The following is a 17,597-nucleotide window of genomic DNA, read 5'->3' on the forward strand; positions in this document are numbered from 1 at the left end:
ACGACGTCGACCGACAGCCCAGGGGGTTCGCGGAATATGGCAAAGCGGTACAAAAATGCGTCTCATAGTGGCGTCCACCATGTGACCGTTCCAGGGAAGGCGACCCTTACCGACGTAGGGTGGCATTGGGGACCGCCGGCGGGCCGGACGGTCCCGAGCCGCCGCCCCGAGGGAGGTCCAGTTCAGTGACCAGCCAGGTCAGTAGCCCAGCCGGACAGGCCGACGAGGCCAACGACGCCGATCAGGCCGACGAGACTGTTCTCGGGGGACAACGCGCCCCCCATTCCGAGAAAGCGGGCGTCGGCGAGAAGGAGATCCGCCGCCTGGACAGGGTGATCATCCGTTTCGCGGGTGACTCCGGAGACGGCATGCAGCTCACGGGTGACCGGTTCACCTCGGAGACGGCGTCGTTCGGGAACGACCTGTCGACGCTGCCGAACTTCCCGGCCGAGATCCGGGCCCCCGCAGGCACCCTGCCGGGCGTCTCGTCGTTCCAGTTGCACTTCGCCGACCATGACATCCTCACGCCGGGCGACGCCCCGAACGTACTGGTCGCGATGAACCCCGCGGCGCTGAGGGCGAACATCGGCGATGTGCCGCGCGGCGCCGAAATCATCGTCAACACCGACGAGTTCACCAAACGCCCGATGGCGAAGGTGGGCTACGAGACCAGTCCGCTGGAGGACGGCTCGCTGCAGGCGTACAACGTCCACCCGGTGCCCCTGACGACGCTGACGATCGAGGCGCTGAAGGAGTTCGGGCTCTCCCGCAAGGAGGCCGAGCGCTCGAAGAACATGTTCGCGCTCGGGCTGCTCTCCTGGATGTACCACCGGCCGACCGACGGCACCGAGGCGTTCCTGCGGGCGAAGTTCGCCAAGAAACCGCAGATCGCCGAGGCGAACGTGGCGGCGTTCCGGGCGGGCTGGAATTTCGGTGAGACCACCGAGGACTTCGCGGTCAGCTACGAGGTGGCGCCTGCGACGCAGACGTTCCCCACCGGTACGTACCGGAACATCTCCGGGAACCTGGCCCTGTCGTACGGGCTGATCGCGGCGGCCCGGCAGGCGGACCTGCCGCTCTACCTGGGCTCGTACCCGATCACCCCGGCCTCCGACATCCTGCACGAGCTCAGCAAGCACAAGAACTTCGGCGTCCGCACCTTCCAGGCGGAGGACGAGATCGCGGGCATCGGTGCGGCGCTCGGTGCGGCGTTCGGCGGTTCGCTCGGGGTGACGACGACGTCCGGTCCGGGTGTGGCGCTGAAGTCGGAGACCATCGGCCTGGCCGTCTCGCTCGAACTGCCGCTGCTCATCATCGACATCCAGCGCGGCGGCCCGTCGACCGGTCTGCCGACCAAGACCGAGCAGGCGGACCTGCTGCAGGCGATGTTCGGACGCAACGGCGAGGCCCCGGTGCCGATCGTGGCGCCGAAGACGCCGGCGGACTGCTTCGACGCCGCGCTCGACGCCGCCCGGATCGCACTGACGTACCGCACACCGGTGTTCCTGCTCTCGGACGGTTATCTCGCCAACGGCTCCGAGCCGTGGCGGATCCCCGACGTCGACGAACTCCCCGACCTGCGCGTGCAGTTCGCCTCCGGACCCAACCATGAGCTGGCCGACGGCACCGAGGTCTTCTGGCCGTACAAACGCGATCCGCAGACCCTGGCCCGCCCGTGGGCCGTCCCCGGCACTCCCGGTCTCGAACACCGCATCGGCGGCATCGAGAAGCAGGACGGCACCGGCAACATCTCGTACGACCCCGCGAACCACGACTTCATGGTCCGCACCCGCCAGGCGAAGGTCGACGGCATCGAGGTCCCCGACCTGGAGGTCGACGACCCCTCCGGCGCCCGGACCCTGGTGCTCGGCTGGGGCTCCACGTACGGCCCCATCACCGCCGCCGTCCGCCGGCTGCGGGCGGAGGGGCAGTCGATCGCGCAGGCCCATCTGCGCCACCTCAACCCCTTCCCGCGGAATCTGGGCGAGGTGCTGGAGCGTTACGACAAGGTGGTCGTCCCGGAGATGAACCTCGGCCAGCTCGCCACGCTGATCCGGGCGAAGTACCTGGTGGACGCCCACAGTTACAACCAGGTCAACGGAATGCCGTTCAAGGCCGAGCAGCTCGCCACAGCTCTCAAGGAGGCCATCGATGCCTAACACCGACCAGGCACTCCCCACCGGGCTCCCGGCACTGCAGCTGGTGCCCAAGGCCGAGGCCAAGCAGTCCATGAAGGACTTCAAGTCCGATCAGGAAGTGCGCTGGTGCCCCGGTTGCGGTGACTATGCGGTCCTCGCCGCCGTGCAGGGGTTCATGCCCGAGCTCGGTCTGGCGAAGGAGAACATCGTCTTCGTCTCCGGCATCGGCTGCTCGTCCCGGTTCCCGTACTACATGAACACGTACGGGATGCACTCGATCCACGGCCGGGCCCCGGCCATCGCGACCGGGCTGGCGTCCTCGCGGCGCGACCTGTCCGTCTGGGTCGTCACGGGCGACGGCGACGCGCTGTCCATCGGCGGCAACCACCTCATCCACGCGCTGCGGCGCAATGTGAACCTGAAGATCCTGCTGTTCAACAACCGGATCTACGGGCTCACCAAGGGGCAGTACTCCCCCACGTCCGAGGTCGGCAAGATCACCAAGTCGACGCCGATGGGCTCGCTCGACGCCCCGTTCAACCCGGTGTCGCTGGCCCTCGGCGCGGAGGCGTCGTTCGTTGCCCGCACCGTCGACTCCGACCGCAAGCACCTCACCGGCGTGCTGCGCGAGGCCGCCGCCCACCCGGGCACGGCGCTGGTGGAGATCTACCAGAACTGCAACATCTTCAACGACGGCGCCTTCGAGGTCCTCAAGGACAAGGACAAGGCCGAGAACGCGGTGATCCGGCTGGAGCACGGGCAGCCGATCCGCTTCGGCACCGGACAGTCCAAGGGCGTGGTGCGCGACCCGGCCACCGGCGACCTCAAGGTCGTCGAGGTCACCGCGGAGAACGAGTCGCAGGTCCTGGTCCACGACGCGCACGCCGCCAGCCCCACCACGGCGTTCGCGCTGTCCCGGCTCGCCGACCCCGACACGCTGCACCAGACCCCGATCGGGGTGCTGCGCAGCGTCGAGCGGCCGGTGTACGACACGCAGATGGCCGAGCAGCTGGACACCGCGGTCGAGCAGAACGGCAAGGGCGATCTGGCCGCGCTGCTCGCGGGCAACGACAATTGGACGGTCGTCGGCTGAGAGCCTCTCGGGTGACCCGGCGGATCGGGGTCGGACCGTTCCACTCGTCGCGGCCCCGGCTGATCCGCCGGACACCCCCTGGGACGTCGTGAGGCGCACCGTACGGGTGCCCGGCCGGGGAGTCTTCACCGCTCCCGGCCCGGCACCCGTTCTCATGTGCCCATGGCCCTGGACCGTCCCGCGTACCGCATCAAACGACGCCTGCTCGGCAAACCCCTCACCACCGAGCGCATCAGTGACGAGAAACTGAACAACCGGACGGCGCTCGGGGTGCTCGCCTCGGACTGCATCAGTTCGTCCGCGTACGGCTCCGAGGAGATGCTCCGGGTCCTCGTGCCCGTCGTCGGGGCGGCTGCCTTCACCCTCCTCATGCCGGTGACCGGCGCGATCCTGCTGGTCCTGCTGCTTCTGACGCTCTGCTACAGCGATGTCGTCATGATCTACACGCGGGCGGGCGGCTCGTACGTGGTCGCCCGGGAGAACTTCGGGCCGAACGTCGCGCAGATCGCCGCCGTGGCGCTGCTCGTCGACTACATCGTGACCGTCGCCGTCCAGGTGTCGGCCGGCACGAACGCCCTCATCTCCCTCGCCCATCTGGCCGGGGGCGGCTGGACCGGCCTGGACCATCTCCAGCTGCCGGTCTCCGTCGCGGTGATCGTGCTGCTCGCGTACGGGAATCTGCGCGGCATCCGCGAGGCGGGCCGGACCTTCGCGCTGCCCGCCTATCTGTTCATGGCCGCGGTCGGTCTGGTGCTGCTCGTCGCCGCGGTGCGCGGGCTGACGGTCGGGCTGCCGCACGCCGATCTGCATGCGGCCGGGGTGGTTCCGCTGGGCACGCCGGGCAGCGGCTGGGCGTACGGCGCCTCGCTCTTCATCGTGCTGCGCTCCTTCGCCAACGGCGGCTCGTCGCTCACCGGACTCGAAGCGATCTCCAACGGCATTTCCGCGTTCCGCGAACCGCAGGGCCGCAACGCCCGCCGCACCCTCATCACCATGAGCTGTGTACTCGGCGTCCTCGTCCTCGGCGTCTCCACGCTGGCACACTTCACGCATGCCGTCCCGTACACCGACGGCACACCCACCGTCATCGCGCAGGAGGCTCATCTCGCCTTCGGTGCCGGCCCGCTCGGGACGGCCGGGCTGGTCTTCGTCCAGCTGGCGACGGCGCTGGTCCTCTACACGGGTGCCAACACGCCCTTCACCGGCTTCCCGTTCCTCGCCAGTTTTGTCGCCGAGGACCGCTTTCTGCCGCGGGTGCTGACCCGGCGCGGGCACCGGCTGGCGTTCTCCAACGGGATCATCGCGCTCACCGTCGTCTCGCTGGCGCTGCTGCTCGTCACGGGCGCCAGTGTGGACAAGCTGGTGGCGCTGTACGCGATCGGCGTGTTCACCGCGTTCGCCATGGCGGGGTCCGGGCTCACCGCGTACCACCTGCGCCGCCGCGAGCGGTACCGCCGGCTGAAGATCGCGGTCAATGGGCTGGCCGCGGCCGTCTCGGCGGCCGTGGTGCTGATCTTCGCGGTCACCAAGTTCACCGAGGGCGCCTGGCTGGTCGTGATCGTCTTCCCCCTCGGCGTCTGGGCGTTGATGCGGATCAACCGCGAATACCGGCGCGAGGCCGCCGCACTGCGAAGCCTCCAGGCACCGGGCGCGGACCGGCCGCGGGTCCGGCGTCATCTGGTGTTCGTCCTCGTGGAGACGCTGGACCTGGCGACGCTGAAGGCACTTCGGTACGCCCATGAGCTGCGCCCGGACGAGATCCGGGCGGTGCACTTCGCAATCGACGAGGCGCACGGCAGGCGGCTGGCCGCCCGCTGGGGGGCGACGGCCGCGACCTCCGTGCCACTGGAGCTGGTGGCCTGCCCCGACCGGCGGCTGCGCCATGCGATGCGGGAGCTCGCGACCCGCACCACGGCGGACGGGGAGACATCGCTGACGGTCCTGGTGCCGCGGCGGCTGTACCGGAACGCGCTCGGGAAGATGCTGCACCGGGGCACCGGCGAGGCGATGTCGAAGGCACTGGCGCAGCTGCCGCACGTGGCGGTGACGATCCTGCCGTTCGATGTCTCGCGGGCGCTGCGGGAGCTGGAGGAGGGACGAGCGCCTCAGCCGGACTGATCCTGCTTCCGGGCGTCGTACGACTCGCGGGCGGCGTGTACGGCGTCGACACGCCGCTCCGTCCAGCGCGCCAGCCCCCACACCTGCTCGGCGGCCTCCTTGCCCAGCTCGGTGAGCGTGTAGTCCACCCGCGGCGGGATCACCAGCTTGGCATCCCGGTGCACGAAGCCGTCGCGCTCCAGCGTCTGGAGGGTCTGGGCCAGCATCTTCTCGCTGACGCCGCCGACCTCGCGGCGCAGTTCGCTGAAGCGGTAGGAGCGCTCCAGCAGGGCGGCCAGGACGAGGACGCCCCAGCGGCTGGTGACGTGTTCGAGCACCAGGCGGGAGGGGCACATCTGCCGGTTCACATCGGGCACCTTGCTTACGCTCATACCAGTACCTTACTTCAAAGTGGGTACTTTCTCTTGGTTAGTGCATCCCCTAGGGTGAGCGACAGAGAGCACGAACAAGGACCAGAGCAGCCAAAGAGGAGAAACCCCCCATGAGCATCGTCGTCACCGGAGCCACCGGAGAGCTCGGCAGTCTCGTCGTCGACCGACTGCTGGAGACCGTGCCCGCGAGCGGGATCGCCGCCGTCGTCCGCAACAAGGAGAAGGCCGCCGGCCTCGCCGCCCGCGGTGTCGAGCTCCGGGTCGCCGACTACGACCGCCCGGAGACCCTCACCGGCGTCTTCAAGGCCGGGGACCGCGTCCTGCTCATCTCCGGCAGCGAGGTGGGCAGGCGCGTGCCGCAGCACACGGCGGTCATCGACGCGGCGAAGGCGGCGGGTGTCGCGCAGCTCGCGTACACCGGAGTGCTGGGCGGCCCGGACGCCGACTTCCAGCTGGCCGCCGAGCACAAGGTCACCGAGCAGCTGATCCTCGACTCCGGCCTGCCGTACACCTTCCTGCGCAACGGCTGGTACACGGAGAACTACACGGCGAACCTCGCCCCGGTCCTGGAGCACGGCGCCGTCGTCTCCAACGCGGGCGACGGCCGGGTCGCCTCCGCCACGCGCGCCGACTACGCGGCTGCCGCGGCCGCCGTACTGACCGGCGAGGACCACCTCGGCAAGGCCTACGAGCTGAGCGGCGACGTCGCCTGGTCGTTCGCCGAGTACGCGGCCGAGGTGTCGAAGGCCACTGGCAAGGAGATCGCGTACAACAACGTCCCGGCCGCCGTGCACCAGGAGATCCTGGTCGGCGCCGGTCTGCCCGAGGGCTTCGCCGCGATCCTCGTCGACGTCGACGAGGCGATCGCGCGCGGCCTGCTCGCCGGTACGAGCGGTGACCTGGCCCGTCTGATCGGCCGCCCGACGACGCCGATGGCCGAGACGGTGGCTGCCGCGGTCGCCGCCGCCTGAGAGCCTGTCGGGTGACCTTCGATCGCCCGGTCAGAGGTCACCCGACAGGCTCTGAGCCCTCGCTCCGCACCGGAAGGGCCCGGCGTCATGACCGTATTGCGATACGGCTATGACACCGGGCCCTCCCGGCGATACCGTCGTGCAGTCGACGGAGCAGTTGACGCGAGGGATGCCGGGAGGGCCCGTGAAGGGGACAAATGAACAGCGGGCGGGCTTGTTGTCCGGCATCGGCGCCTATGGCCTGTGGGGGATCGTCCCGCTCTTCTGGCCGCTGCTGAAGCCGTCCGGCGCCATCGAGATCCTGGCCCACCGCATGGTCTGGTCGCTCGCCGTCGTCGGCATCGCGCTGCTCGCGCTGCGCCGCTGGGCGTGGATCGGCGAGCTGATACGCAGGCCGAAGAAGCTGGGGCTGATCACGGTCGCCGCGGCCGTGATCACCGTCAACTGGGGTCTGTACATCTGGGCCGTGAACAACGGCCACGTCGTCGAGGCGTCGCTCGGCTACTTCATCAACCCCCTGGTCACCATCGCCATGGGCGTCCTGCTCCTCGGTGAGCGGCTGCGCCCCGTGCAGTGGGTGGCGGTCGGCACGGGCGTCGCGGCCGTGCTTGTTCTGGCGATCGGTTACGGACGTCCGCCGTGGATCTCGTTGACGCTGGCGTTCTCCTTCGCGACGTACGGCCTGGTGAAGAAGAAGGTCAACATGGGCGGCCTGGAGTCGCTCACCGCCGAGACCGCGGTGCTGTTCGTCCCCGCGCTCGGCTATCTGCTGTGGCTCGGTGCGCAGGGCGACGCGACGTTCGTCTCCGGCGGCGCCGGCCATGCGGCGCTCCTCGCCGCGACGGGTGTCGTGACGGCCACGCCGCTGGTCCTCTTCGGTGCGGCGGCGATCCGCGTCCCGCTCTCGACGCTGGGCCTGCTGCAGTACCTGGCGCCGGTCTTCCAGTTCATCCTCGGCATCCTCTACTTCCACGAGGCGATGCCACCGGAGCGGTGGGCCGGGTTCGCGCTGGTGTGGCTGGCGCTCACGCTGCTGACGTGGGACGCGTTCCGGACGGCGCGGCGGACGAGGGCGCAGGCCGCGCGGCTTGCGGCGACGGCGGCGACACCGGCGTTGCCGGAGCGGACGTCTCCGGCAACCGGCGCGGACTCCTCGTACGCAGCCCGAGAGCAGTGATCAGCGCGCCCAGCGTCACCATCGCCACCGGCACGACGAGCGCCGCACGGAAGGCGTCCAGGGTGGCTCCGGGCCCGCCGTCCGTGCCCGCCGAGGCGAGCCCGTACACCGCCGTCACCGCGGAGATGCCGACTGCGGAACCGAACTGGGTCGAGGTGTGCAGCAGCCCGCCCGCCAGCCCCTGCTCGCTGTCCGGTACGCCGTCGGTCGCCGCGATCGTCAGCGGACCGTAGGCCAGGGCGAAGGCGGTGCCGGTGAGGAGCAGCGTCGGGAACATCGCCGCATACGACCAGTCCGGCCCGACCTGCAGGAAGAGTCCGTACGAGACGATGGCGACGACGAATCCGCCGAGGACGACCCGCGCATTGCCGTAACGGTTCACCAGCCGAGGGGTGAGCGTCGGTGCGATGACCGCGTCGGCGCCCATCACCACCAGGGCGAGGGCGGTCTGCAGTGCGGACCAGCCGCGCAGCTCCTGGAGATACAGCGTCACCACGAACTGGAACCCGAAGAAGGACCCCACGAAGAGCAGGGCGCCGAGGTCGGCCCGGACCATCGAGGCCCTCCGCAGCAGGGAGAGCCGGACCAGCGGGGCGGGCGAGCGGCGTTCGATCAGGACGAAGACGGCGATCAGGAGAAGCCCCGCCGCGAAGGCCCCGGCGGTCCACGCCCAGTCCGTCGTACCGTGTTCCAGGCGCACGATCCCGTACGCGAGCAGCAGCATCGCCCCGGCGGCAGCGGCGGCACCCGGCAGGTCGAAGCCGCCGGTGCGGACCGGGCGCGCCTCCGCGGGGACGGTGCGGAGCGCGGCGATCAGGATCCCGCCGGCCAGCAGGACGGGCGCGAAGAACACCCAGCGCCAGCCGAGCTGGGTGAGCAGCCCACCGATGACGAGCCCGAGCGAGAAGCCGCCCGCCGCGGTGCCCGCGAAGACCAGCAGCGCCCTGTTGCGCTGCGGCCCCTCCTCGTACGAGGTGGTGATGAGCGCCATGGCGGCGGGCGTCATGAACGCGGCGGCCACCCCGGTGACGAAGCGGGCGACGATCAGCATCCAGCCCCGGTCGGCGAAGCCTCCGAGTCCGGAGAAGACCAGGAAGACGGAGAGCCAGACGAGGAACATCCGGCGCCTGCCGAACAGGTCGGCGGCGCGCCCGCCGAGCAGGGTGAACCCGGCGTAGCCGAGGACGTAGGCACTCATCACCCAGGCGGTGGCACTGGTCGGCAGGGAGAGATCGGATCTGATCGAGGGGACCGCGACGGCAAGCATCGCGACATCGATGCCCTCCAGAAAGATCGTGCCGCAGAGGACGAGGAGCAGGGCCCGGGCGCGCGAGGGCATGGTGGACACAGGTGTCTCCTTGAATGGGGCGGGCATGGGGAGTTACTCGGAAGCGGGTCGGTTCCCTCTTGTAACCACTGGCATCGTGCGCCAGCATCAACGGCCATGGAAGAAGGCACTTCGAAGTCACCGAGTCACCTCAGAGGCACCGTTGACGACGCGGCCCTCGTCGGCGACCCCGACCCGTTCCAGTGGGACACCCGCGAGGGCTGCGAGGTACGGCAGATCCTGGACCGCGTCGCCGACAAGTGGTCGCTCCTCGTCATCGCCCTGCTCGACCGCCGCAAGCTCCGCTTCACCCAGTTGCGCCGCGAGATCGACGGCATCAGTCAGCGGATGCTGACCGTCACGCTGCGCCAGCTGGAACGCGACGGCCTGGTCGAGCGCACGGTCCATGCCGTGGTGCCGCCCCGCGTGGAGTACGAGCTGACGCCGCTCGGCGGCACGCTGCACACCACGATCCGGGCACTCGTCACCTGGACCGAGGAGCACCGGGGTGAGATCGCGGCGGCGCGCGCCGACTACGACGCCCGCGAGGCCGCGGACACACATTGATCTTTACTCGGTTGCTTTCTTAACCCAGTTACGCTTTCCTGGGGGCAGTGGAACCGTACCCGAGGAGCAGGCATGACCGACGTACTGATCGTGGGAGCCGGACCGACCGGACTGACCCTGGCGTGCGATCTCGCCCGGCGTGACATCGCCGTACGGATCGTCGACAAGTCCCGTGATTTCCCGCGCAGTTCGCGGGCGAAGGGCCCCAATCCCCGCTCCCTCGAGGTGCTTGAGGATCTCGGCGTGGTCGACGAGGTCCTGGCAGCGGGCTCGACGCCGCCGCCGATGCGCAAGTACCGGGGCGGAGTGGCGATCGCCGACGCCGACCCGTTCGAGGGGTCGGGGCCGACGCCGGACGCCCCGTACGACCGCTCGTGGCTCATCGCGCAGTGGCGGCTGGAGGAGATCCTGCGGGCCCGGCTCGCGGAGTACGGGGTACATGTCGAACTGGGCGCCGAGGTGACGGGGCTGGTGGAGACGGACGCCTCGGTGACCGTCACCTTCGCCGACGGCAGCGAGACCGGGACGGCCTACGTGGTGGGCTGCGACGGCGCCCACAGTGCGGTGCGCAAGCTGCTCGGGGTGCCGTTCGAGGGGCGGACGACGCAGGAGCAGATGATGGTCTGCGGCGATGTCGAGGTGGAGGGTCTCGACCGCGGGATCTGGCACCAGTGGTTCGACGAGGACGGCGCCGTGATGCTGTGCCCGATCCCGGGTACCCGGTCGGGCTGGTGGTTCCAGGCCGGACCCGAGACGGACGCCGCAGGGGCCCCCGTACCGCCCTCGCAGGAAAGCTTCCGGCGGCTCTTCGCCAAGCATTCCGGCCTCCCGGGCACCCGCCTGTCGAACGCCACCCTGCTGTCGACGTACCGGGTCAACGAGCGCATGGCCGGCCGCTACCGGGTGGGCCGCGTCCTCCTCGCGGGCGACGCCGCGCATGTGCACGCGATCGCGGGCGGGCTGGGCATGAACACCGGCATCCAGGACGCGTTCAACCTGGGCTGGAAGCTCGCCCTCGTGGCGACCGGACGGGCGGGTACGGGCCTGCTCGACACCTACGAGGAGGAGCGGCTGCCCGTCGCCGCCCGGACCCTCGACCTCGCCTCCGACCGACTGCGGGAGACCCTGGAGGCGATCAAGAAGCCGGGCGGCGGACTGGATGCGGCGAACGCCGCGGAGACCATGGGGCTGGACGGGAACTACCGCTGGAGCTCGCTCGCCCGGGACGGCGCGGCCGACGGTCCCCGCGCCCGGCTGCGGGCGGGCGACCGCGCCCCGGACGCCCCGTGTCGCGACGCGGGGACGGGGACGCGGGTCCGCCTGTTCGAGACGTTCGCCGGGCCGCACTTCACGCTGCTGGGCTTCGGTGCGGCCGCGGCGCAGGCGCTGCGGGAGGTGGCGGCGGAGTACGGCGACGTGGTGCGCGTGCACTCGGTGGACGGCGGCGGCCACGAGGGCCTCACCGACGACGAGGGACACGCCCGCTCGGCGTACGGGATCACCGAGGACGCCCTCGTCCTGGTCCGCCCCGACAACTACGTGGCGCTGATCGCGCGCGCCACGGAGTACGGAGCCGTCGCGGATCACCTGGACCGTACGGCATTGGGGCGATCGCGGCGCGTGTCCCGGTGAGTAAGCGCAGTCATACCGTCTGCTTACATTTCTCTAACACCTATGACCCGAACCCGGCACTTCGAGAGACACTCCCGCACGCTCATGTGCGTGGCGACCGCCACCGTGGCCGTCTCCGCCGTCATCTGCGCAGCCGCACCCACCGCACGCGCCGACACCGCGCAGATGGTGCATCCTTCCGGACTCGGCCCGGCCGGCCCCTGGTACCGCCTCCAGAGCCATCCCGGCAGCGCAGACCTGACTCCGGGGGGTCAGGGAATCGCCCGGCCGACGTCCACCCGGGCAACATCCCGATGAGCCACGCCGGTGACGGCTCCCCGCGGCCGGGCTCAGCCCGTCGCGGCGGCCACCCGGTCCATCGCGCGCTGCCGCCGCGCGCGCCGCCGTCCAGCACCTCCGCGCGCTCCTGAGCCGTGGTCAACCGCCGGAGTACGGAGCGCAGTTCATGGGCGCGGGCGAGTTCACCGGCGCTCACCGCGAGCTCCGGCGCGGGCACCATCGGGCTCTGCCCCGCCCACCGCACCGGATCGGCGGGCGTGTGCAGCACCTCGTACCGCGCATATCCGCGGTGTCCGCCGGTGGGCAGCAGCTTCAAGCACAGCACGCCGGGGTCGAATCGGTACGGCCGCCCCTGCGGGGTGTGCAGGACCGGCCCCGGCGCGCCCCTTGCCGACTCACGCAGGTCACCGCTAGGAACGGTTTCCATGACCCTGCACTGGAAGCTCGTCATCGACGCCACCGACCCGCGGCCCGGAGCGCCGCGACGCCGAGGCGGCGCGACTGGAGGGCCTGGGCGCGACCCGGCTGCGCAAGGTGGAGGAGCCGGGTGGCACATGGTGGGTGTTCGCCGATCCGGAGGGCAACGAGTTCTGCGTGCAGTGAGCGTGAGGGAGGCTCAGGGAACATCCCTTGCGGCGGCCCGGGCAACGGCGGGAGTCTGTCACGATGGTTGATCGCTTGTTCGCGGATGCCGGCCTCGCCGCACTGTACGACCCCATGAACCCGTCCGACCAGCGGGCGGACTACGGCTTCTACCTCCCCCTGGTGATGGCGGCGCCGTCCGTGCTGGACGTCGGCTGCGGTACGGGGTCGCTGCTGCGGCTGGCCCGGCAGGCCGGTCATGACGGGCAGTTGTGCGGAGTGGATCCGGCGGTCGGCATGCTGGAGCAGGCGCGTGCGCACACCGGCATCGAGTGGATCCTCGGCGACGTCGGCTCGGTCGGCCCGGACCGGATGTTCGACCTGGTCGTGATGGCGGGCCACGCGTTCCAGGTCTACGTGAGGGACGACGAACTGCGCACCGCGCTGGCCACGATCCGTTCGGTCCTGGCCGACGGGGGCCGGTTCGCCTTCGAGACACGTAACCCCTTGGCGCGGGCGTGGGAGGACTGGACCCCGGACAGATCGGTCGAGGCGGTCGACGACGACGGCCGCCTGGTGCGGATGGTGCGCGAGGTCGAGATGCCGGTGACCGGGGACACGGCGTCGTTCAGCCATACGTTCACCGGGCCGGGCCGGACCCGGCCGCGGATCAGCCGCAGCACCCTGCGCTTCCTCGGCGCGGACGCGCTGTCCTCGTTCCTGTCCGACGCCGGGCTGGTCATCGAGGAGCAGTACGGGGACTGGGACCGCAGCCCGCTCACCGGCGCGAGCCCGGAGATCATCACGATCGCTCGCTCTGCGTAATTCCTGCGCATATGCCCCTGCCGGGCTGTCCGCCGCACCCGAATCCCGACCGTCCGCGCAGGTCAGGGCCGTACGCCCGGAAGCGGATCTCCCTAGGGTTGTGGCATGCCCACCCCACCCATATATGCCCTCGTCGCCACGGACCTGGACGGCACCCTGCTGCGTCGCGACGACACCGTGAGCCCCCGCTCCCGTGCCGCGCTCGCCCGGGCCGCCGCGTCGGGGGCCCGGCACATCGTGGTCACCGGACGGCCGGTGCCCGGCATACGGGACCTGCTCGCGCGGCTGGAGTACCGGGGTCCGGTGGTCTGCGGGCAGGGCACGCAGCTGTACGACGCCGGGGCCGGGCAGATCATTCGCGCGGCGACCCTGGACCGGGACCTGGCCGACACCGCGCTCGGCAAGATCGAGGCCCAGGTCGGGCCGGTGTTCGCGGCCGTGGACCAGGACGGAACCGACGGGCGGACGCTGATCGAGCCGGGGTACCTGATGCCCCACCCCGCATTGCCCGCCGTACGGGTCGGCCACCGCGAGGAACTGTGGGAGGCGCCGATCATCAAGGTCCTCGTCCGCCACCCCGACCTGACGGACGACGCACTCGCGGACGCGGCCCGCGCGGTCGTCGGTGACCTGGCGACCGTCACCCTCTCCGGCCCCGGCACCGTCGAACTCCAGCCGTACGGCGTCGACAAGGGCACCGGGCTGGCCCTGGCGGCCGAGACCCTGGGGGTGGATCCGGCGGCCACGATCGCCTTCGGCGACATGCCCAACGACCTGCCGATGTTCCGCCGGTCCGGGCACGGCGTCGCGATGGCCAACGCCCACCCCGAGCTGAAGGCGGCAGCGGACGAGGTGACGCTGACGAACGAGGCGGACGGGGTCGCGGTGGTCCTGGAGCGACTGTTCGGCTGATCCCGGCCGTGCGCATGGTCCCGGCAGCGACCGGGCTCCCGAGCGGCGCCCCGTTCCCAATTTTCATGCACATGCATATAGTGCAGACACGTACAGTCGTTGCGCGCAATGCATCCGATGCCTCCACGGGGAGAAGTCGCCATGACCACCACTCGTTCGTTCCTGTTCCTGCTCGGCAGCAGCCGTACCGACGGCAACACCGAGGAACTCGCCCGGCTCGCCGCCGAGCAGTTGCCACCCGAGACCGAGCAGCGCTGGCTGAGCCTGAACGAGCTGGCGCTCCCCGACTTCGAGGACCTGCGGCACGAGGGCGACGGCAGCTACCGCGCACCCGCCGGGAACGCCGCCACCCTGCTGGACGCGACGCTCGGCGCGACCGATCTGGTACTGGCGTCACCGCTGTACTGGTACGCCATGTCCACCTCCACCAAGCGGTACCTGGACCACTGGTCGGGGTGGATGCGGGTGCCCGGCGTCGACTTCAAGGAGCGCATGGCCGGACGGACCCTGTGGGGTGTCACCGCGCTCGCGACGACCGATCCGAGCGTGGCCGAGCCGGCTACCGGGACGCTGCGCACCATCGCGTCGTACATGCGGATGGAGTGGGGCGGGATGCTGCTGGGGCTCGGCAACCGGCCCGGTGACGTGCTGAACGACACGGCCGCCGCCACCCGCGCCAAGACCTTCTTCGGCTGACCCGGGGCGCCGATCCCGGAACCGAACACGAGCAGCACGGCCGACAGGACGAGGACCAGGGCGAAGCGCAGGACGAGCACCTTCGTACCGGCCCCTCTGGAGGCGCCGCCACGACCCCCTCGGCCTCGAGCGCGCCGGTGCCCCCGGAGACACCGGTGATCATCCCGCGATCGGTTCCCGCATCCGACCGGCGTCCGTCGCGGAAGCCCGCAGCGAGCACAGCACATGCGCGACCAGTGCCGCGATCGTCGCCTCGTCCTGGACCGGCTTGCGCAGCACATGGCGGTAGTAGACCGGTCCGTAGAGCATCTCCACGGCCAGCGGCAGATTCGCGTCCGGCGGGATCTGGCCCTGTTCCTGGGCTCGGCGCAGCCGGTCGACCGCCTGGGCGAAGCGGGGTTCGATCAGTTGCGTCCGGACCGTTTCGGCGAGTTCGTCGTCGTGGTGGACCTCGGAGAGGATCCCGGCGTACGCGGGGCCGAACGGCGCGCTGGCGAGCAGATTCACCGCGCCCGACACATGGGTGCGCAGGTCGGCGGCGATGTCGCCGGTGTCGGCGAACGGGGTGGCGTCCACCAGCGCCTCCGTGAATGCCTCCAGGATCACCGCGCTCTTCGACGGCCACCAGCGGTAGATCGTCTTCTTGCTGACGCCGGCCCTGGCCGCGATCGCCTCGATGGTGACGCGGCCGTACCCCTTCTCCGTGCACAGGGCGAGCGCGGCCTCCAAGGTCGCCCGTCGCGATCGCTCGCTGCGACGCAGGGAACTCGACGATGTGATCATTCCGTGAGCATAGGCGCGTTTGACCTGATCCTTGTTGACAGCCCGTCGCCAAAAGTCGAACAATGTTCAAGCGGAAACGGAACGTGCCGTGTCGTGCCGTTCCAGCTGTTCGCACCGTTCGTGCCGTACGTGCCGCGACGAGCCGATCGGGGGACGGCTCGCCCGGCCGACGGCGCGGGCGGACCCGGCGAAGACCCGCCCGCTCAGGCCGTGATGTCCTTCGCCGCGAAGCGCGCCCAGGCCGCCGAGCCGAACACCGCCGCGTACAGCCCCTGCAGCCCCAGGTTCTTGACGATCTCGTCCCAGTAGACGGGATCGCGCAGCAGGTCCGCGAAGGACAACCAGTAGTGCGGGAAGAGATACGGGTGGATGCCGCTCAACTGCGGGATCGTGTCCAGGATCTGTACGGTGATCAGCACCCCGACCGTCGCGGCCATCGCCGCGATCCCGCTGCCGGCGAGCGTCGAGATGAACAGCCCGAGCGCCGCGAACCCGATGAGTGACGCCGCCACCGTCACCGCGATCAGGCCGGCCCGCAGCAGCCCCTCACCGACGCCGATCCGGGTCCCGGAGATCGTCGTGACCTCGCCGACCGGGAAGAGCAGCGCCCCGACGGCGAGCGCCGACACCGCCACGACGAGGGTCGCGGTCAGGCAGAACGCGAGGGTGGCGGTGTACTTGGTCAGCAGCAGCCGGGTCCGGCCCGCGGGTGCGACCAGCAGATAGCGCAGGGTGCCCGCACTGGCCTCGCCCGCGATCGCGTCGCCCGCGACGACGCCGACGGTCAGCGGCAGGAAGACCGGAAGCGTCACCGCGAGGGCGGCGAACACCAGGAACAGGCCGTTGTTGGTCACCTGGGAGAGGAACGCCGGGCCCCCGCCGTCGGGCGGCCCGGCGGGCGAGCCGTCGCTCGTCTGGATCCTCACCGCGATCCCGATCAGTACGGGGACGGCGGCCAGCACCCCGAGCAGCGCGAGCGTGCGCCCGCGGCGCAGGGTCGTGGCCAGTTCGGAGCGGAGGATCCCGAACGTCCACAGCGGGCTGCGGGAGCGGCCCGCCCGCACGGGTGCGACTTCAGCCTGCGACATCGAAACCCTCTCCGGTGAGTGCGACGAAGGCGTCCTCCAGCGAGGCCCGCTCGACGCCGAAGGACCGTACGCGTACACCGCCGTGGACCAGCGCCCCGCTCAGGTCGGCGAGCTCGACCTCGCGCGGCGGGGGTTCGGCGGTGACCCGGTCGCCGTCGACGGTGACGCCGGTGACGCCGTGTTCCTTGAGGATGCGGGCGGCGTCGGCGGGGTCGGGTGTGGTGACGGCGAGCCTGCCGCGGGTGCCGGCCGCGAGGTCGGCGACCGGCCCCTGGGTGATCAGCCGCCCCCGGGCCATGACCGCGGCGTGCGTGCAGACCTGTTCGATCTCGTCGAGGAGGTGGGAGGAGAGGAAGACGGTGGTGCCGTCCGCCGCCAGTTCCCGGACCAGGGTGCGGATCTCGCGCATGCCCTGCGGGTCGAGTCCGTTGGTCGGCTCGTCCAGGACGAGGAGGCGGCGCGGCTGCAGCAGTGCGGCGGCGAGCCCGAGGCGCTGCTTCATGCCCAGCGAGTACGCCTTCGCCTTCTTGCCCGCCGCGGCGGCGAGCCCCACCCGGTCCAGGGCGGCGGCGACCCGGGCGTGGCGGGTGCGCGGATCGGCGGTCGGGTCGGCGGAGTCGTACCGTACGAGGTTGTCCCGGCCGGTCAGGAACGCGTACAGCGCGGGTCCTTCGATCAGCGTTCCGACCTGCGGGAGCACGGTGCGTGCGGCGCCCGGCATGGGGTTGCCGAGGACCCGGGCGGTGCCGGACGTCGGAGCGATCAGCCCCATCAGCATCCGGATCGTGGTGGTCTTCCCGGAGCCGTTGGGCCCGAGGAAGCCGAAGACGCTGCCGTCGGGAACGCTGAGGTCGAGTCCGTCGACGGCGAGTTGGCCGCCGCGGTACCGCTTGGTGAGACCCCGGGTCTCGATCACAGCCGTTCCGGTCCGGGGCACCACCAAGGACTCGGTCACGGCACCGGGCTCTGTCATGCGCAACTCCCCATGGTTCGGGTAACGGAACGCCCCGCCGTACGGAGGGTACGGCGGGGCGGTGG

15 protein-coding genes and 3 pseudogenes are annotated in these 17,597 nt (G+C 70.7%); 12 read left to right on the forward strand and 6 right to left on the reverse strand.

Features of this window, described 5'->3' with window-relative positions:
- The first annotated feature begins 185 nt into the window (after window positions 1–185).
- From OG972_RS17775 to OG972_RS17785, 3 genes are all read left to right on the forward strand, one after another.
- Window positions 186–2,159 carry a 2-oxoacid:acceptor oxidoreductase subunit alpha gene (locus tag OG972_RS17775; RefSeq protein ID WP_266982672.1) on the forward strand — a complete coding sequence of 658 codons (1,974 nt, stop codon included), beginning with the start codon at window positions 186–188 and terminating at the stop codon, window positions 2,157–2,159.
- The gene (locus tag OG972_RS17780; protein ID WP_266982674.1) at window positions 2,152–3,231 is read left to right on the forward strand and encodes a 2-oxoacid:ferredoxin oxidoreductase subunit beta; all 1,080 of its coding nucleotides are present in this window, start codon (window positions 2,152–2,154) and stop codon (window positions 3,229–3,231) included. The genes OG972_RS17775 and OG972_RS17780 overlap by 8 nt, the downstream gene beginning before the upstream one ends.
- Before the next feature lie 162 nt (window positions 3,232–3,393).
- Window positions 3,394–5,349, forward strand: a complete 1,956-nt coding sequence (locus tag OG972_RS17785; protein WP_266982676.1) for an APC family permease — start codon at window positions 3,394–3,396, stop codon at window positions 5,347–5,349.
- On the opposite strand, the gene OG972_RS17790 is transcribed toward OG972_RS17785, so the two are convergent.
- Window positions 5,337–5,720, reverse strand: a complete 384-nt coding sequence (locus tag OG972_RS17790; RefSeq protein ID WP_266982678.1) for a helix-turn-helix domain-containing protein — start codon at window positions 5,718–5,720, stop codon at window positions 5,337–5,339. The two genes, OG972_RS17785 and OG972_RS17790, sit on opposite strands and share 13 nt — an antisense overlap.
- 110 nt (window positions 5,721–5,830) lie before the next feature.
- Here OG972_RS17790 and OG972_RS17795 point away from each other — a divergent pair, with 110 nt between their 5' ends.
- Both OG972_RS17795 and rarD read left to right on the forward strand, forming a co-directional pair.
- Window positions 5,831–6,691 (forward strand): SDR family oxidoreductase, encoded by an 861-nt coding sequence (locus OG972_RS17795; RefSeq protein WP_266982680.1) that lies wholly within the window; start codon window positions 5,831–5,833, stop codon window positions 6,689–6,691.
- Between the two features lie 184 nt (window positions 6,692–6,875).
- The gene (gene rarD / locus OG972_RS17800; protein ID WP_266982682.1) at window positions 6,876–7,868 is read left to right on the forward strand and encodes an EamA family transporter RarD; all 993 of its coding nucleotides are present in this window, start codon (window positions 6,876–6,878) and stop codon (window positions 7,866–7,868) included.
- Here rarD and OG972_RS17805 read toward each other — a convergent pair.
- Window positions 7,843–9,207: pseudogene (locus tag OG972_RS17805) on the reverse strand (MFS transporter); the annotation flags it as partial. The gene rarD and the pseudogene OG972_RS17805 sit on opposite strands and share 26 nt — an antisense overlap.
- A gap of 105 nt (window positions 9,208–9,312) precedes the next feature.
- Here OG972_RS17805 and OG972_RS17810 point away from each other — a divergent pair.
- The 3 genes from OG972_RS17810 (at window position 9,313) to OG972_RS17820 (ending at window position 11,691) form a co-directional block, all read left to right on the forward strand.
- Window positions 9,313–9,762 carry a helix-turn-helix domain-containing protein gene (locus OG972_RS17810; protein WP_266982684.1) on the forward strand — a complete coding sequence of 150 codons (450 nt, stop codon included), beginning with the start codon at window positions 9,313–9,315 and terminating at the stop codon, window positions 9,760–9,762.
- Between the two features lie 72 nt (window positions 9,763–9,834).
- On the forward strand, window positions 9,835–11,394 hold the full coding sequence (locus tag OG972_RS17815; RefSeq protein WP_266982686.1) for an FAD-dependent monooxygenase: 1,560 nt from the start codon (window positions 9,835–9,837) through the stop codon (window positions 11,392–11,394).
- A 90-nt stretch (window positions 11,395–11,484) separates the two neighbouring features.
- Complete coding sequence (locus tag OG972_RS17820; RefSeq protein ID WP_266991051.1) at window positions 11,485–11,691, forward strand: hypothetical protein; 207 nt, start codon at window positions 11,485–11,487, stop codon at window positions 11,689–11,691.
- A gap of 55 nt (window positions 11,692–11,746) precedes the next feature.
- Here OG972_RS17820 and OG972_RS17825 read toward each other — a convergent pair.
- A pseudogene (locus tag OG972_RS17825) lies at window positions 11,747–12,124 on the reverse strand (ABATE domain-containing protein); the annotation flags it as partial.
- A 17-nt stretch (window positions 12,125–12,141) separates the two neighbouring features.
- Between OG972_RS17825 and OG972_RS17830 the strand changes: the two are divergent.
- The 4 genes and pseudogenes from OG972_RS17830 to OG972_RS17845 form a co-directional block, all read left to right on the forward strand.
- Window positions 12,142–12,276: pseudogene (locus tag OG972_RS17830) on the forward strand (VOC family protein); the annotation flags it as partial.
- Between the two features lie 63 nt (window positions 12,277–12,339).
- Window positions 12,340–13,080 (forward strand): trans-aconitate 2-methyltransferase, encoded by a 741-nt coding sequence (locus OG972_RS17835; RefSeq protein WP_266982688.1) that lies wholly within the window; start codon window positions 12,340–12,342, stop codon window positions 13,078–13,080.
- A 105-nt stretch (window positions 13,081–13,185) separates the two neighbouring features.
- Window positions 13,186–13,992: an HAD family hydrolase gene (locus tag OG972_RS17840; RefSeq protein ID WP_266982690.1), complete on the forward strand. Its 807-nt coding sequence runs from the start codon at window positions 13,186–13,188 to the stop codon at window positions 13,990–13,992.
- A 141-nt stretch (window positions 13,993–14,133) separates the two neighbouring features.
- Complete coding sequence (locus tag OG972_RS17845; RefSeq protein WP_266982692.1) at window positions 14,134–14,688, forward strand: flavodoxin family protein; 555 nt, start codon at window positions 14,134–14,136, stop codon at window positions 14,686–14,688.
- Between the two features lie 159 nt (window positions 14,689–14,847).
- On the opposite strand, the gene OG972_RS17850 is transcribed toward OG972_RS17845, so the two are convergent.
- From OG972_RS17850 to OG972_RS17860, 3 genes are all read right to left on the reverse strand, one after another.
- Window positions 14,848–15,471: a TetR/AcrR family transcriptional regulator gene (locus tag OG972_RS17850; protein ID WP_266982694.1), complete on the reverse strand. Its 624-nt coding sequence runs from the start codon at window positions 15,469–15,471 to the stop codon at window positions 14,848–14,850.
- Window positions 15,472–15,674: 203 nt separating this feature from the next.
- On the reverse strand, window positions 15,675–16,559 hold the full coding sequence (locus OG972_RS17855) for an ABC transporter permease (RefSeq protein WP_266982696.1): 885 nt from the start codon (window positions 16,557–16,559) through the stop codon (window positions 15,675–15,677).
- The gene (locus tag OG972_RS17860; protein WP_266982698.1) at window positions 16,546–17,532 is read right to left on the reverse strand and encodes an ABC transporter ATP-binding protein; all 987 of its coding nucleotides are present in this window, start codon (window positions 17,530–17,532) and stop codon (window positions 16,546–16,548) included. Before OG972_RS17860 ends, OG972_RS17855 begins: the two co-directional genes overlap by 14 nt.
- Between the last annotated feature and the right edge of the window lie 65 nt (window positions 17,533–17,597).

The organism is Streptomyces sp. NBC_01669, from assembly GCF_026339735.1.
In the GTDB taxonomy this organism is placed as follows: Bacteria; Actinomycetota; Actinomycetes; order Streptomycetales; family Streptomycetaceae; genus Streptomyces; species Streptomyces yanii.